At 63.8% G+C, this 16,315-nt stretch carries 12 protein-coding genes; 7 read left to right on the top strand and 5 right to left on the bottom strand.

What is annotated here, in order from left to right; genetic code table 11:
- On the bottom strand, window positions 1–288 hold the full coding sequence (locus FJ964_RS00175; protein WP_140548142.1) for a succinate dehydrogenase assembly factor 2: 288 nt from the start codon (window positions 286–288) through the stop codon (window positions 1–3).
- Between the two features lie 314 nt (window positions 289–602).
- Between FJ964_RS00175 and recG the strand changes: the two genes are divergently transcribed.
- Entirely contained in the window at window positions 603–2,711 is a 2,109-nt protein-coding gene (gene recG / locus FJ964_RS00165) for an ATP-dependent DNA helicase RecG (protein WP_140548140.1), read from the top strand.
- Here the strand turns inward: recG and FJ964_RS00160 are convergent.
- The 4 genes from FJ964_RS00160 to FJ964_RS00145 form a co-directional block, all read right to left on the bottom strand.
- Window positions 2,663–3,415: a DUF502 domain-containing protein gene (locus FJ964_RS00160; RefSeq protein WP_140548138.1), complete on the bottom strand. Its 753-nt coding sequence runs from the start codon at window positions 3,413–3,415 to the stop codon at window positions 2,663–2,665. The genes recG and FJ964_RS00160 overlap by 49 nt on opposite strands.
- Window positions 3,416–3,685: 270 nt before the next feature.
- Window positions 3,686–5,509, bottom strand: coding sequence for a glutamine--fructose-6-phosphate transaminase (isomerizing) (gene glmS / locus FJ964_RS00155; RefSeq protein WP_140548137.1), 1,824 nt, complete (start codon window positions 5,507–5,509; stop codon window positions 3,686–3,688).
- Between the two features lie 173 nt (window positions 5,510–5,682).
- Entirely contained in the window at window positions 5,683–7,041 is a 1,359-nt protein-coding gene (glmU, locus tag FJ964_RS00150) for a bifunctional UDP-N-acetylglucosamine diphosphorylase/glucosamine-1-phosphate N-acetyltransferase GlmU (protein ID WP_140548135.1), read from the bottom strand.
- A 137-nt stretch (window positions 7,042–7,178) separates the two neighbouring features.
- Entirely contained in the window at window positions 7,179–7,925 is a 747-nt protein-coding gene (locus tag FJ964_RS00145) for a cytochrome c biogenesis CcdA family protein (RefSeq protein ID WP_140548133.1), read from the bottom strand.
- A gap of 181 nt (window positions 7,926–8,106) precedes the next feature.
- Here FJ964_RS00145 and FJ964_RS00140 point away from each other — a divergent pair, with 181 nt between their 5' ends.
- The 6 genes from FJ964_RS00140 to FJ964_RS00115 all read left to right on the top strand — a co-directional run bounded on the left by FJ964_RS00140 (window position 8,107) and on the right by FJ964_RS00115 (window position 16,236).
- On the top strand, window positions 8,107–8,484 hold the full coding sequence (locus FJ964_RS00140; RefSeq protein ID WP_140548131.1) for a hypothetical protein: 378 nt from the start codon (window positions 8,107–8,109) through the stop codon (window positions 8,482–8,484).
- Window positions 8,485–8,827: 343 nt separating this feature from the next.
- Window positions 8,828–11,449 (top strand): type I DNA topoisomerase, encoded by a 2,622-nt coding sequence (gene topA, locus FJ964_RS00135; RefSeq protein WP_140548129.1) that lies wholly within the window; start codon window positions 8,828–8,830, stop codon window positions 11,447–11,449.
- A 6-nt stretch (window positions 11,450–11,455) separates the two neighbouring features.
- Entirely contained in the window at window positions 11,456–13,774 is a 2,319-nt protein-coding gene (gene rnr, locus FJ964_RS00130) for a ribonuclease R (protein ID WP_140548127.1), read from the top strand.
- On the top strand, window positions 13,774–14,220 hold the full coding sequence (locus FJ964_RS00125; protein WP_140548125.1) for a DUF983 domain-containing protein: 447 nt from the start codon (window positions 13,774–13,776) through the stop codon (window positions 14,218–14,220). Before rnr ends, FJ964_RS00125 begins: the two co-directional genes overlap by 1 nt.
- Window positions 14,221–14,293: 73 nt before the next feature.
- Window positions 14,294–15,034, top strand: a complete 741-nt coding sequence (locus tag FJ964_RS00120; RefSeq protein WP_140548123.1) for an NUDIX domain-containing protein — start codon at window positions 14,294–14,296, stop codon at window positions 15,032–15,034.
- Window positions 15,035–15,057: 23 nt separating this feature from the next.
- Window positions 15,058–16,236 carry an MFS transporter gene (locus FJ964_RS00115; protein WP_140548121.1) on the top strand — a complete coding sequence of 393 codons (1,179 nt, stop codon included), beginning with the start codon at window positions 15,058–15,060 and terminating at the stop codon, window positions 16,234–16,236.
- Window positions 16,237–16,315: the final 79 nt, after the last annotated feature.

The following is a 16,315-nucleotide window of genomic DNA, read 5'->3' as shown; positions in this document are numbered from 1 at the left end:
TCAAAAGGTCATTGTCCGGCGTGAAGCCACGATTTTTTGCAGGACCGCACAATCGATGTCGGCGGGAACAGGACGTTCGCCGGTGATCAAGGGCAGGAATTCGGTGTCGGGAATATCGAGGAGCTTTTCATATTGGTCGATTTCGTCGCCGGTCAAGGCGCCGATTTCGGCATCGGCGAAAGTGCCGAGGATAAGGTCCATCTCGCGCATGCCACGGTGCCAGGAGCGGAACAAGAGCTTGCGGCGGCGGGCGTCGAGCCCCTCGCTTGATCGTTTCGTTCCCGTCATTGTGCCGCATCCTCACTTGCTGCGGCGCATATAGCGTGGATAGAGATCGGTGTCAGCCTTGCAAGGCAAAGTAAGACACCCGACAATCAACTTGAAATGACTGCATTCCTTCGCGCCCCCCTCTGTCCTGCCGGACATCTCCCCCACTTGGGGGGAGATCGGACGGCGGTTCCGCTTTCGCCAATCTTCAACGTTGCAGAACGGGCACCACGCCGAAGCTGCCAATCTCCCCCCTCGTGGGGGAGATGTCCGGCAGGACAGAGGGGGGCGCGAAGGAACTCGGCCTATCCAGCTTCCAAACCGGCGCAGCACTGATGCGTCCTTCCATCCTCGACCCCCTTTTCGTCCCGATCACGTCGCTCGCGGGTGTTGGGCCGAAGGTCGGCGCGCTGATCGAAAAAGTCGTCGCGGCCGATCTCGGCGACCGCGCGGCGCGCGCCGGCGATCTCCTGTTCGTGCTGCCGCATACCGTCATCGACCGTCGCAACCGGCCGGGCATTGCCGGCTCGGCCGAAGGCGCCATCGTAACGCTAGACCTGCGCATCGACCGCCACCAGCCGCCGCCGCGCGGCAACAGGTCGGTGCCTTACCGGGTCTACGCCCATGACGATACCGGCGAAGTGGCGCTGACCTTCTTCCACGCCCACGCTGCCTATCTGGAAAAATCGATGCCGGTTGGCGAGCATGTTGTGGTTTCCGGCCGCATGGAATGGTTCAACGGGCGCCCGACCATGGTCCATCCGGATCATATTGCCTTGGCCGGCGACGCCGAAAACCTGCCGCTGGTCGAGCCGGTCTATCCTCTCACGGCAGGACTGTCCGGCAAGGTGCTGCGCCGCGCCATCGGCCAGGCGCTCGGCCGTCTGCCGGAGCTGCCGGAGTGGCAGGATGGCGCTTTCATGCGCCGCCAGAGTTTCCCGTCTTTCGGTGACGCGCTGGCCCGCATCCATCATCCCGCGGACCCGATCGATGTCGCCATCGAAGGCGCCGCATGGCGGCGTCTTGCCTATGACGAGTTGCTGGCGGGCCAGGTGTCGCTGGCCCTGGTCCGGTCGAGGGTCCGCAGGCTGTCCGGCCGGCCACTCACCGGCGACGGCCGGATCGTCGAGAAGCTGCGCGCGGTCCTGCCTTATTCGTTGACCGCGTCCCAGGAATTCGCGCTCGCCGAAATCAATGCCGACCTCGCCGACCCCGAACGCATGCTGCGCCTCCTGCAGGGCGATGTCGGCTCCGGCAAGACGGTCGTCGCGCTGCTGGCCATGGCGCGTGCCGTCGAGGCTGGCGGCCAGGCTGCCCTGATGGCGCCGACAGAGATCCTGGCGCGCCAGCATTTGGCGACGATCGCCCCTTTGGCGGAACAAGCAGGCATGCGCACGGCGATCCTCACCGGTCGCGAAAAGGGCCGCGAGCGCACCGAAACGCTGGCGGGGCTGGCCGGCGGCGAGATCGACATCGTCATCGGCACCCACGCGCTGTTTCAGGAAACGGTGGCATTCCACGATCTGGTCCTTGCCGTCGTTGACGAGCAGCACCGCTTCGGCGTCCACCAGCGGCTTGCCATCACCGCCAAGGGCGACGCGCCGGACATGCTGGTGATGACGGCAACCCCAATCCCGCGCACGCTGGTGCTGACCGCCTTCGGCGACATGGACGTCTCCAAGCTGACGGAAAAGCCCGCCGGCCGGCAGCCGATCCGCACCGTCACGCTGCCGCTTGAGCGGCTCGACGAGCTCGTCGATCGCATGGTGGAAGCGGTGGCCGGCGGCCAGAAAATCTACTGGATATGCCCGCTTGTGGAAGAATCCGAAGAGGTAAAGCTGATGTCGGCCGAAGACCGCTTTGCTTCCTTGAAGCCCCTGTTCGGCGACCAGATCGGCCTTGTCCACGGCCGCATGAAGGGCGCCGAGAAGGACGAAGCGATGCGCGCCTTCAAGCAAGGCGAGACGCGCATCCTGATTGCCACAACCGTCATCGAGGTCGGCGTCGACGTGCCGGACGCCACCATCATGGTCATCGAACATGCCGAACGTTTCGGCCTCGCCCAGCTGCACCAGTTGCGCGGCCGCGTCGGGCGCGGCGACAAGCCTTCGTCCTGTGTGCTGCTCTACAAGGATCCGCTCGGCGAAACGGCCAAGCGGCGCCTGTCGGTGATGCGCGAGACCGAGGATGGGTTCGTGATCGCCGAGGAGGACCTGAAGCTGCGCGGCGAAGGCGAATTGCTTGGCACCCGTCAGTCCGGCACGCCGGGCTTCCAGGTCGCGCGCATCGAGGCGCATGCGGACCTGCTTGAAGCGGCCCGCGATGACGCAAGGCTGATCCTGTCACGCGATCCGGACCTGCAGACCGAGCGCGGCGAAGCGCTGCGCCTGCTGCTCTACTTGTTCGGCCGCGACGAGGCGGTGCGGCTCCTGCGGGCGGGATAAGGCCCGAGCGGCGGATTGGCCAGGGTGCCCGTGATCGGTTCGCCATTCAGCGTCACCAGCTTCGTTTTCACCTCCGGCGCCACCAGCCCGGCCGAGACGATCAGCTTGGCGCCATCCTCGATCGTCATGTCGAGCAGCACGATGTCCGACTTCGGCACATACATCAGGAAGCCCGTCGTCGGATTAGGCGTGCAGGGCATGAAGACAGCGATCAGCGGATCGCCTTCCTGGTCAAGCTTCTGGTTGATCTCGGTTTCCTTTTCGCTGGCCACGAACACCAGCGACCAGACCCCCTTGCGCGGATACTCGACCAAGCCGACCTGGCGAAACATGTCGCCTTTGTTCGACAGCACGGTCTCGAAAATCTGCTTCAGCGAGCGATAGATGCCCCGCACCAGCGGCATGCGGCCAAGCAGGCGCTCGCCGAAATTGACGATGGCACGGCCGACGATATTGGCGGTCATGAACCCGATCAGCGTGATCAGGACGAGCGCCACGATCAGTCCGAACCCCGGAACCGGGAACGGCAGGTAGGTATCGGGACTATAGCGGGCCGGAATATAGGGTTTGACCCAGGAATCCACCCAACCGATGAAGGACCACGCGATATAAGCGGTGATCGCAAGCGGCGCGCAGACGACGAAGCCCGTGAGGAAATAGTTCCTCAGCCGGGTCATGCCGAAGGTCTTGAGAGCATCTGACATGGTTCACCGGGAGCGCTGCCTACAGCGCGACATTAATGAACCGCTAAGCGCTTTGGAACTGCGAAGTTTTTAAAGAGCTCGCTTATGACGTGGCTTTCAGTGTTCCAAATGGAAGCTGCGTCCATTCGCGATTAGCCGAAGCATCCGTCGCTTCGTCATCCACGGGCGAGCAAGGAGCGAAGCGACGCGGCGCAGACCCGAGGATGACGAAAGAAGAGGCCATCGCCAGCTGGACTTCGATTACTGGGCGCGAAGCGAACAGGGACAGTGCTACTCCACCGTCACCGATTTCGCCAGATTGCGCGGCTGGTCGACATCGGTGCCCATGAACACGGCGGCGAAATAGGCCAGCATCTGGATCGGCAGCGCATAGATGATCGGCGAGATGATTTCCGGCACGTCCGGTAGGATGATCGTGTCCATCGTCTTCACGCTCGCCTGCGCGGCGCCCTTGGCGTCGGTGATCAGGATGATCTTGCCGCCGCGCGCCGCCACTTCCTGCATGTTGGACACGGTCTTCTCGAAAATGCGGTCATGCGGCGCAATGACGATGACCGGCATGTTCTCGTCGATGAGGGCGATCGGCCCGTGCTTCAACTCGCCCGCGGCATAGCCTTCGGCATGGATGTAAGAGATCTCCTTGAGCTTCAGCGCGCCTTCCATGGCGAGCGGGAAATTGGTGTCGCGTCCGAGATAGAGCACGTCCTTGTAGCGCGACAGTTCCCGCGCGATCCGTTCGATCTGCTCTTCGAGTTTGAGCACCTGGTTGGCATAGCGAGGCGCCTCGGAAAGCGCCCGGACCAGCGACTTTTCCTCGTCCCGCGAGATCGTGCCGCGCGCCACGCCTGCCCGGACGGCGAGCGAGGCCAGCACCGACAACTGGCAGGTGAAGGCCTTGGTCGAGGCGACACCGATCTCCGGCCCGGCCAGCGTCGGCAGGATGACGTCGGATTCGCGCGCCATGGTCGATTCCCGCACGTTGACAACGGCGCCGATCTTCATGCCGGCCTTGCGGCAATAACGCAGTGAGGCCAGCGTGTCGGCGGTCTCGCCCGACTGCGAGATGAAGAAGGCGGCGTCGTTCTTCGACAGCGGCATTTCGCGGTAGCGAAATTCGGAGGCGACATCGATGTCGACCGGCAGCCGCGCGTAGCGCTCGAACCAGTATTTGCTGATGAGTCCGGCCAGATAAGCAGTGCCGCAGGCCGAAATCGCCAGCCGGTCGATGGTGGCGAAGTCGAATGGCAGGTCGAGCGGCTTGGAGGCGCCGGAAACAAAATCGACATAATGCGCCAGCGTGTGCGAGATCACTTCCGGCTGCTCATGGATTTCCTTCTCCATGAAGTGACGGCGATTGCCCTTGTCGACCATGAAGCTGGTCGAGAGCGACTGCTGGCGCTTGCGGTCGACCTTTTTGCCGTCGATGTCGAAGATGGCGACGCCGCTGCGGCGCACCACCGCCCAGTCGCCGTCCTCCAGATAGGTGATCGAATTGGTGAACGGGGCCAACGCGATGGCGTCGGAGCCCAGGAACATCTCGCCATCTCCATGGCCGACCGCCAGCGGCGGGCCGTTGCGGGCGCCGACGATGAGGTCCTCGTCGCCCGTGAACATGATAGCCAGCGCAAAGGCGCCTTCCAGCCGCTTGAGCGCCTTGTGCGCGGCATCGACCGGTTTCAAGCCTTTGGCGACTTCCCGCGCCATCAGATGCGCGACAACCTCGGTATCGGTCTGCGACGAGAAGGAATAGCCGTCGCGGATCAATTCGTCGCGCAGCTCGGCGAAATTCTCGATGATGCCATTGTGGACGATGGCGACGCCATTGGAGAAATGCGGATGCGCGTTGGTCTCGTTCGGCACGCCATGCGTGGCCCAGCGGGTGTGACCGATGCCGATCGTGCCGTCGAGAGGCTCGTCCTTCAGCCGGCGTTCGAGATTGACCAGCTTGCCTTCAGCGCGGCGGCGGCCAAGCGCCCCCTTCTCTATGGTGGCAACGCCGGCCGAATCGTAGCCGCGATATTCAAGCCGCTTCAGCGCATCGACGATGAGCGGCGCAACCTGCGAATGGCCGACAATTCCAACGATACCGCACATGCAGACGTCCCCAATTTCCCGCAGAAGCCGGCGCTATCTACGGATTGCCGGGCTGCCGCGAAAGTCACTTTGCGTTTCGTTCCGTGTAATGGGAACAGTCTCGTACGCATGCATCATGACACAGGGCACTTGCAATCCAGTTACTGCAATCGTTCAGTTTTTGAAGACTGGGTTTACCTCTTTTTGGCAGCGGCGGCCGACGCGAAGCGTTCGCGCAATTCCTTGCCTTTGCCGGGGATCGTCTTCTGGCGGGCGCGGCCGAAGGCCAGCGCATCGTCGGGCACGCTTTCGGTGATGACGCTGCCTGAGGCGATATAGCCGCCATTGCCGATGGTGACCGGAGCCACAAGTGAGGAATTCGAGCCGACGAAGGCGCCCTCGCCGATATCGGTGAAGTGCTTCAGATAGCCATCATAATTGCAGGTGATCGTGCCGGCCCCGATATTGGCGCCTGCTCCCACCCGTGCGTCGCCGATATAGGTCAGATGGTTGACCTTGGCGCCCTCCTCGATCACGGCCTGCTTGACCTCGCAGAAATTGCCGACCTTGGCCTTCTGCTTGAGGTCCGCGCCCGGCCGCAGCCGCGCGAAGGGGCCGACATCGCAATGAGCGGCGACGATGGCGCCCTCGATATGGCTGAAGGCGTGGATCCTGGCGCCGCCGGCAATCTTCACGCCCGGGCCGAACCAGACGTTCGGCTCGACAATGGTGTCGGCGCCGATCTGGGTGTCGTGCGAGAAGAAAACGGTCTCCGGCGCGATCAGCGTCACGCCCGAAAGCATCGCCTCCTGCCGGCGGCGTGCCTGCCAGATGCCTTCGGCTTGCGCCAGCTCGGCGCGGTTGTTGATGCCAAGTGCATTCTCGAAGCTGGCTTCGGTGGCGACGAGATCGAGGCCCTGCGCGCCGGCGATCTCGACGATATCGGTCAGATAATACTCGCCCTTGGCGTTCTTGTTGCCGACGGCATCGAGCAGTTTCAGCGCCTGGCCGCCGGCAATCGCCATCAGCCCGCCATTGCAGAAGGTGATCTTCTTCTCCTCGTCGGAGCAGTCCTTTTCCTCGCGGATGGCGACGAGCTTGCCACCTTTTTCGATCAGGCGGCCATAGCCGGTAGGGTTCGCCGTGCGAAAGCCGATGACAACGACGGCAGCACCTTGCGCCAACTTCAGGCGCGCCGCCGTCAGCGCGTCCGGATCGATCAGCGGCGTATCGCCGAACATGACGAGGACATCGTCGTAACCTTTTGATATCGCAGCGCGCGCGGCAAGCACCGCATGCGCGGTGCCGAGTCGCTTTTCCTGCACGAAAGCCTCTGCCTTCGGCGCGAATTTCTGCGCCGCCTTGCGCATCTCCTCGGCGCCGTGGCCGATCACCAGCGCAAGGTCGCCGGCACCCGCCGCCTCGGCCGCCTTGACGACATGCGCGACCATCGGCAGGCCGGCAATCTGGTGCAGCACCTTGGGCAGCGCGCTCTTCATGCGCGTGCCTTCACCGGCGGCGAGGATGATGGACAGGCATGTTCTCTGGCTCATGGAAGACAACCATAGGAAAAGCGTTGGGAATCAAATCATGCTAGCAGCGGCGCCATGCTGCACCAATGCGGTTAAATTCCGGTGAGATGGTTGAGCAACTGACTTTTAATCAGTAGGCGCACCGTCTGTTGCTTTACTTACCCCAGGCGACCCAGCACCGGAAAATTCTCCAGCAGCCAATAGGATACGGTCTGCACGCCGCCGGTGAGGAAAAACACGCCGGCGACGACCAGCAATGCGCCGATCGCCTTCTCCACGCGGCCGAGATGGACGCGGAATTTGCCGAGGAAACGCATGAAGGCGCCGGAAAACAGCGCCGCGATCAGGAACGGAATGCCCAGCCCGAGCGAATAGGCGGCGAGCAGCAATGCGCCCTCGCCCACCGTCTCGCGGCCGCCGGCCAGCGTCAGGATCGGCCCCAGCACCGGGCCGATGCACGGCGTCCAGCCGAAAGCGAAGGCCAGTCCCATGACATAGGCTGCGACAGTGCTCGCGGGCTTGCCCTGCGACTGGAAGCGCGCCTCGCGCGACAAAAGCGGAATGCGCAGGATGCCGAGGAAATTCAGGCCCATCAGGATGATCAGCACGCCGGCGCCCATCGCCAGCGGCTCCTGCCACACGCGCAGGAGGCGGCCGATGGTCGAGGCGCCGGCGCCCAGCGCGACGAACACGGTCGAGAAGCCGAGCACGAAAGCAATCGAGGAATAAAGCAGCGCGGTGCGGGCGCCGGCTTTGGCTGCCGCTCCGGCATTGCCGCGAAAATCGTCGACCGACACGCCAGCCATGTAGCAGAGATAGGGCGGCACCAGCGGCAGCACGCAAGGTGACAGGAACGAGATCGCCCCTGCCCCGACCGCGCTGACATAGCCGATATCCAACGCCATTCCAAAGGCTCCAATTGTTCTGGGGACGATATAGCGGCACGCGGGTTCGTCCGCCAATCACCATCGTGTGGCAAGTCATCGCGGGCGGGAAGCGGGCGGGAAGAAAGCAACCGCGCATTGCGTTGATACAACGAGACCGCGACTTTCCGCGCGTCTCCAGATATCAGCCAGGGAGATTTCCATGAAAATTATAACCGCAGGGCTGGCCGGGCTCCTGCTCAGCACCGCCGCCTCCTTTGCCGCCGAGGCGTGGAAGGAAGCTGAGGTCAACGGCACCAAGATCTATACCGATGCCAATGGCATGACGCTCTACACCTATGACAAGGATGAGAAGGGCAAGACCAACTGCTACGACAAATGCGCCACAAACTGGCCGCCGCTGAAGGCCGAGGCCGGCGCCAAGGCGGACGATGAATGGACCGTCGTCGACCGCACCGACGGCACCAAGATGTGGGCCTATGACGGCAAGCCCGTCTACACCTTCATCAAGGACAAGAAGGCCGGCGATGTGTCCGGTGACGGCGTCGGCGGCGTCTGGCACATCGTCAAGGCCGACTGAGGCGGCCGGCTTAACTTCGACGTGCTGCCGGGCGTGCCTCCACGCCTGGCAGCATGCATCAGTAGCGCTGGCGCGGCATTTGGCTCAGTCTGCCGGGTCACCGACGACTCATCGGCGCCAATATGAGCCGCCCCTCACCGCTCCAGCCATTTGTCTTGGTTACCCCTCAACAATGTGATCTTCTCCATACACTCTTAGAGTGTATTGCTGTCGGCACTCTTGCAATTTGGCCGCTTCCCCTTGACCGGATGCAAAAGCGCGGCCATGTGAGCGACGAACAGAACCGAGATTTCGTCGCGCGCAGCGGAATTCTTCTGCCGCATCACAGCTGATATGAGCCCTCATGGACGTCGTCGTCGTCGAATCGCCGGCCAAGGCGAAGACAATCAACAAATACCTCGGCAGGAACTACAAGGTCCTGGCCTCGTTCGGCCATGTCCGTGATTTGCCGGCCAAGGACGGCTCGGTGCGACCCGACGAGGATTTCGCCATGTCCTGGGCGGTCGACACGGCCTCCGGCAAGCGCCTCGCCGACATCGCCAAGGCGGTCAAGGACGCCGACGGCCTGATCCTCGCCACCGACCCGGACCGCGAGGGCGAAGCCATTTCCTGGCACGTGCTGGAAGTCTTGCGGCAGAAGCGCGCGCTGAAGGACAAGCCGGTCAGCCGCGTCGTCTTCAACGCCATCACCAAAAGCTCGGTGCTCGAGGCGATGGCCAATCCGCGCCAGATCGATGCGCCGCTGGTGGACGCCTATCTCGCCCGCCGGGCGCTCGACTATCTCGTAGGCTTCACGCTCTCGCCGGTACTGTGGCGCAAGCTCCCCGGAGCCCGTTCCGCCGGCCGCGTGCAGTCGGTCGCCTTGCGGCTGGTCTGCGACCGCGAATCCGAGATCGAACGCTTCATCCGCGAGGAGTATTGGCAGATCGCTGCCATCCTCGGCACGCCGCGCAACGAGAACTTCGAGGCGCGCCTGACCGCTTTCGAGCGCAAGAAATTGCAAAAGCTCGACATCGCCAACAAGGCGCAGGCCGACGACATCAAGGCGATGCTTGAGGGCGCCGCCTTCAAGGCGCTGTCCGTCGAGGCAAAACCCACTAAGCGCAATCCAGGCCCGCCCTTCACCACCTCGACATTGCAGCAGGCCGCCTCGTCTGGCCTCGGCTTTTCGGCCAACCGCACGATGCAGGTGGCGCAGCGCCTCTATGAAGGAATGGAGATCGGCGGCGAGACCACCGGCCTGATCACCTATATGCGAACCGACGGCGTGCAGATGGCGCCCGAGGCGATCACGGCCGCACGCGATGCCATCGCCAAGGAATTCGGCCCGAAATACCTGCCGGAAAAGCCGCGGCTGTACACGACCAAGGCCAAGAACGCCCAGGAAGCGCACGAAGCGATCCGCCCGACAGATTTCATGCGCACGCCGGCATCGGTCAGGCAATATCTCGATGCCGACCAGATGCGGCTCTACGAATTGATCTGGAAGCGCGCCATCGCCAGCCAGATGCAGCCCGCCGAGATCGAGCGCACCACGGTCGAGATCGAGGCGGTCAACGGCGCACGCACAGCCGAGTTGCGCGCCGTCGGTTCAGTCGTGCGCTTCGATGGTTTCATCGCCGCCTATACCGACCAGAAGGACGATGATTCCGAGGACGAGGAAAACCGCCGCCTGCCCGAAATCCGTGCCGGCGAGCAGCTTTCCCGCCAGGCGATCAACGCCACCCAGCATACGACCGAGCCGCCGCCGCGCTATTCCGAAGCTTCGCTGATCAAGAAGCTGGAGGAGCTCGGCATCGGCCGTCCCTCGACTTACACGGCGATCCTGAAGACGCTCGAGGACCGCGACTATGTCACCATCGACAAGCGCCGGCTGGTGCCGCAGGCAAAGGGCCGGCTGCTGTCGGCCTTCCTGGAAAGCTTCTTCGAGCGTTATGTCGAATACGACTTCACCGCATCGCTCGAAGAAAAGCTCGACGAGATCTCCGACGGCAAGCTCGCCTGGAAGGACGTTCTGCGCGATTTCTGGAAGGATTTTTCCGGCGCCGTCGCCGACATCAAGGAGCTGCGGGTCACCGACGTGCTCGATGCGCTGAACGAGGAACTGGCGCCGCTGGTCTTCCCTGCCCGGGAGGACGGCTCCAATCCGCGCATCTGCCCCAAATGCGGCACCGGCAATTTGTCGCTGAAGCTCGGCAAGTTCGGCGCCTTCGTCGGCTGCTCGAACTATCCCGAATGCTCCTTCACCCGCCAGCTTGGCGACGCTGCCAACCCCAATGGCGAGAATGGCGGCGGCGAGGACGGCACCAAAGTGCTCGGCAAGGATCCCTACACGGCCGAGGAGATCACGCTGCGCAGCGGCCGCTTCGGTCCCTATATCCAGCGTGGCGACGGCAAGGAAGCCAAGCGTTCCAGCTTGCCCAAGGGCTGGACGCCCGATTCGATCGACCATGAGAAGGCGCTTGCCCTGCTTTCCCTGCCGCGGGATGTCGGCAAGCATCCGGAAACCGGCAAGATGATCTCGGCCGGGCTCGGCCGCTACGGGCCTTTCGTGCTGCATGACGGCACCTACGCCAATCTCGACAGCATCGAGGATGTGTTCTCGATCGGCCTCAACCGCGCCGTTTCGGTGATCGCCGAAAAGCAGTTGAAGGGCAAGGGTGGCCGCAATGGCGGCACTGCGGCAGCCCTCAAGGAGCTTGGCGATCATCCCGACGGTGGCGGCAAGATCGTCGTGCGCGACGGCAAATACGGGCCTTACGTCAATTTCGGCAAGGTCAATGCCACGCTGCCCAAGGGCAAGGATCCGCAATCGGTGACGATGGAGGATGCGCTGGCGCTGATCGCCGAGAAGGAAGCCAAGGGCGGCGGCGGCAAGAAGCCTTTCCGCAAGGCCGCGGCGGCCAAGGCGCCCGCTACCAAGAAGACGGCGGCCAAGAAGCCTGCCGCCAAGAAAAAGGGATAGAACGGCGTGGCGCGCAGGATCTCCGCAAGAAACCACGGCGACCCGCGCACCGCCGACACAACGGCCAAGGTCCAGAGCGATTACCGGCCCTCGCGTGACGAAATCCTGCGCTACATCGCCGAAAATCCGGATCGCGCTGGAAAACGCGACATCGCCAAGGCGTTTGCGCTGCGCGGCCCGGACCGCATCTGGCTGAAGGATCTCCTGCGCGACCTGCAGGACGAAGGCGTCCTGACCAAGGAACGTAAGCGCCTGGCTCGCGTTGGCGCCCTGCCCCATGTCACGGTGCTCGACATTTTCGACCGCGACGCCGACGGCGTGCTGCTGGCGCGTCCCACCGAACACACCGCCAATGGACCGCCCCCCATCGTTTCCATCCGCTTGTCGCGCAGCGGCGGCGGACCGGCGCCGGGCATCGGCGACCGCGTGCTGGCCAAGACCTTTCCCGCTGACGACACAAACGTCACCTTGGGCGGCCCGGCCTACACAGGGCGGGTGATGAAGATATTCGAGAAGGGCACGGATGCCGTTCTCGGCGTCTTTCGGGTGCTTCAGGACGGGAGCTTCCGCATCGAGCCGGTGGAGCGCCGGCAACCCGAACTGATCGTCGACAAGGAATTCCAGAACGGCGCCAGGAACGGCGATCTTGTCGAGGTCGAGCCCGCGCGGGCTTCGCGCTATGGCTTGCCGAGAGCAAAAGTACTCAACGTGCTGGGCTCGCTGACCAGCGAAAAGGCGGTCTCGATGATCGCCATCCACGCGCATGACATTCCGCATGTCTTCCCGGCCGACGTCATCGCCGAAGCCGAAGCCGTCAAGCCTGCGACGATGGCCAACCGCGAGGACTGGCGCGACCTGCCGCTGGTCACCATCGACCCGGCCGATGCCAAGGACCACGACGACGCGGTGTTTGCCACGCCCGATGTCGATGAGAAGAACCCCGGCGGCGTGGTCATCACGGTCGCCATCGCCGACGTGGCTGCTTACGTCCGCTACGGCACGGCACTCGACCGCGAAGCGCTGAAACGCGGCAACTCGGTCTATTTCCCCGACCGCGTCGTGCCGATGCTGCCCGAGCGCATCTCCAACGATCTCTGCTCGCTGCGCGAAGGCCAGGATCGCCCGGCGCTAGCCGTGCGCATGACCTTCTCGGCGGACGGGCGCAAGATCAGGCATTCCTTCCATCGCGTGATGATGAAATCGGCGGCCAAGCTCGCCTACCCACAGGCGCAAGCCGCGATAGACGGCGCGCCTGACGACAAGACCGGCCCGATCCTCGACACGGTGCTGAAGCCGCTATGGGATGCCTATGCGATTCTCAAGCGCGGACGCGATGACCGCCAGCCGCTGGAGCTCGACCTGCCGGAGCGCAAGATCCTGCTGAAAGACGACGGCACCGTCGATCGCGTCGTCGTGCCGGAACGGCTCGATGCCCACAAGCTCATCGAAGAATTCATGATCCAGGCCAATGTCGCCGCCGCCGAGACGCTCGAGGCGAAGAAGCAGGCGCTGGTCTACCGCACCCACGACGCCCCCTCTCTGGCCAAGCAGGAATCGCTGCGCGAATTTCTGCAGACGCTGGGCCTGTCGCTGGCGCGCGGCGCGCAGATGCGGCCCGCCCAGTTCAACGGCATTCTCGAGCGCGTGCGTGGCGCCGACAATGAAGGCCTGGTCAACGAGGTGGTGCTGCGCTCGCAAAGCCAGGCCGAATATTCGCCCAAGAACATCGGCCATTTCGGCCTCAACCTCAGGCGCTACGCGCATTTCACCTCGCCGATCCGCCGCTACGCCGACCTCATCGTGCACCGCGGGCTTATCGCCGCACTCGGCCTTGGCCCGGGCGGCCTGACGCAGGAGGAGGAAGCGCGGCTCGAGGATGTTTCGGTGCTGATTTCCGGCACAGAACGCCGTGCAATGGCGGCCGAACGCGACACGGTCGACCGGCTGATATCAGCCCATCTCGCCGAGCGCATCGACGACCGTTTCGACGCCCGCATTTCGGGCGTCACCAAATCGGGACTATTTGTCCAATTGCCGCAGTATGGCGCGGATGGTTTCATCCCTGTGTCAACTCTGGGCGGCGATTACTATATATACGACGAAACGGCCCGCTCGCTCTACGGAGAACGCTCGGGCAAGGGTTATCAGTTGGCGGACCGTGTCGAGGTCCGTCTCGTCGAGGTGGCGCCGATGGCCGGCGCGATGCGCTTTGAGATGTTGACCGACCCGAAGCCCCTGCCTGGCTCCGTCAGGTCGTTTCACAAGGCAAAAGGCCGCGCCCGTGCGTCACAATCGCGCCCAGGCTCGCGCGGCAGGAGACGATGATGGCAAGAGGCACGGAAGAACAGGTTTTCGGCGGCGAACATCACTCGGGCCGGATCGCGCGACCGCTTTGGACGGCGATGAAGCGCGGCATGCTCGGCCGCTGCCCGCATTGCGGCGAAGGCAAGCTGTTTCGCGGTTTCACCAAGACCGTCGAGACATGCAGCGTGTGCGGCGAGGAGATGCACCACCACCGGGCCGACGACCTGCCCGCCTATCTGGTCATCGTCATCGTCGGCCACATCGTGCTCGGCGCCTTCATGGGCGTGGAGGCGACGTCGACCCTTTCCACCTGGCAGCACATCGCCATCTGGGTTCCGCTGACGATCCTGCTGTCGGTTGCACTGCTGCAACCGGTGAAAGGAGCCGTCATCGGATTGCAATGGGCGTTCTATATGCACGGTTTTGCTGGCGAACACGACGTGGCTGAACCCCACCCCGGTGCCTGAGGTGCTGGCTGGCGCAACATGCCAACCGTCAAGGCTACTTTCGCATGCAAGACGTTTCCGCTAGGTCCTGCACATGGAAGGAATGACCAAGGCGGACGTCGACAGGCTCGACAAGGGTCTGGCCACGCATGGCGGCCGGGCGATTCGTCCACGTGATGCCGCGACCCTGATCCTGCTCGACGGCAAGGCCAACGACTTGCGGGTCTTGATGGGTCGCCGTCATGCCGGTCACGCCTTTATGCCGGGCAAGTTCGTGTTTCCCGGCGGCCGTACCGACCCGGCGGACAGCCGCATCCCCACCGCCACCGCGCTGCATCCCGAGCAGGAAGCAAAGCTGATTGCCGGTCCAGGCCGCACCAGCGAGGCGCGTGCCCGCGCCATCGCCTTGTCGGCCATCCGCGAGACCTATGAGGAAGCCGGGCTGCTGATCGGTCGCAAAGGCGCCTTCGCCACCGCAAGGGCCGATTGGCAAGGCTTTGTCGAACACAGCGTGCAACCCTCCCTGGACATGCTGCGCTTCATTGCGCGCGCCATCACCCCGCCTAACCGGGTGCGCCGCTTCGACACCCGCTTCTTCTGCGCCTGGCGCGGCGACGTCGCCGTCGAACTACCGGGTGGCGGCCCAACCGACGAACTCGAGGAACTGGTCTGGCTGCCGCTTGCCAAGGCCAGGGAAGCCGACATTCCCGACATCACCCGGATGATCCTGGACGAGCTGGAAAGCCGCCTCGCCCATGATCCGCTGTTGCGTCCGGGCGGTCCCGTGCCCTTCTACCGGCTTGTCCGCAACCGCTTCACCCGCGAAATTCTGTAGATCATCGAGTATTCAGACATAACATGACGGTCGATACCCAACCAAAGGGCGACGAGCGCGTACACTGGCTGCCGATGGTGGCGGCGATCTCGTCTATCAGCGTCGTCGGCATCGCCATCGGCCTCGGCATGCCGCTGCTCAGCGTCATTCTGGAAACGCGCGGTCATTCGGCCTCGATGATCGGCCTTAATACGGCCGTCGCCGGCCTGGCCTCGATCGCCGGCGCCCCGCTGGCCACGCCGCTCGCCATGCGGTTCGGTGTTGCCTGGACGATGATCGCCATGATTGCCGCCGGTGCGCTGGCTTTCGTCGGCTTCCACTTCGCACCCGATTTCTGGATGTGGTTCCCGCTGCGCATAGTGCTGCACATCGCGCTGACGGTACTGTTCATCCTGTCGGAATTCTGGATCAGCACCTCGGCGCCGCCGCACCGGCGAGGCCTTGTGCTCGGCATCTATGCCACCGTTCTGTCGCTCGGCTTTGCCGCGGGACCGTGGCTGTTCGCCCATCTCGGCAGTTCCGGCTTCAGGCCGTTCGGCGTCATCATCGCCTTGGTGACGCTGGCGGCGATACCGGTGCTGGCCGCGCGCAACGAAAGCCCCGCCATCGTGGCGGAGAGTGAAACCAGCCACTTCCTGCGCTACATCTGGCTGGTGCCGACCGCCACCTTCGCCGTGCTGGTGTTCGGCGCCGTCGAGACCGGCGGTTTCGCCCTGTTCCCGGTCTATGGCAGCCGGATCGGCTACTCCGAGGCCGATGCAGCGTTGCTGCTGACCATGATCGGGCTCGGCAACGTGCTGTTACAGATCCCCATCGGCATGATCAGCGACCGCGTTTCGGACCGGCGCCATCTGCTGCTCGCCTGTGCCATCGTCGGCCTCGCCGGCACGGTGTTCATGCCTTTCTTTGCCACGAACTGGCATTTGATGGCGGCCCTTCTCTTCGTCTGGGGCGGTGTCGTCGCGGCCATGTACACGATCGGCCTCGCCCATCTCGGTTCGCAATTGTCCGGCCATGAACTGGCGTCGGCAAACGCCGCCTTCGTGCTGTGTTACGGCGTCGGCATGGTGCTGGGCCCGCAGGCGATCGGCATCGGCATGGACAGTTTCGGGCCTTCCGGATTCGGCTGGTCGCTCGGCCTGTTCTTCGGCGCCTATATCGCCCTGGTCTGCTTCAGGCTCGTCCGCAAGATCCTGCTGTAGCACCCCACAGTCGAGTGCCCTTATCCGCCGCGCCGCGGCAGATGCTGACAGAACCGTGTCAGGAGTGTCCGGTTAAAAG

The sequence above is a fragment of the Mesorhizobium sp. B2-3-2 genome (genome assembly GCF_006442295.1).
GTDB lineage: Bacteria > Pseudomonadota > Alphaproteobacteria > Rhizobiales > Rhizobiaceae > Mesorhizobium.
Note: the sequence above shows the minus strand (reverse complement) of the source record. Positions and strands in the feature narration are given on the sequence as shown.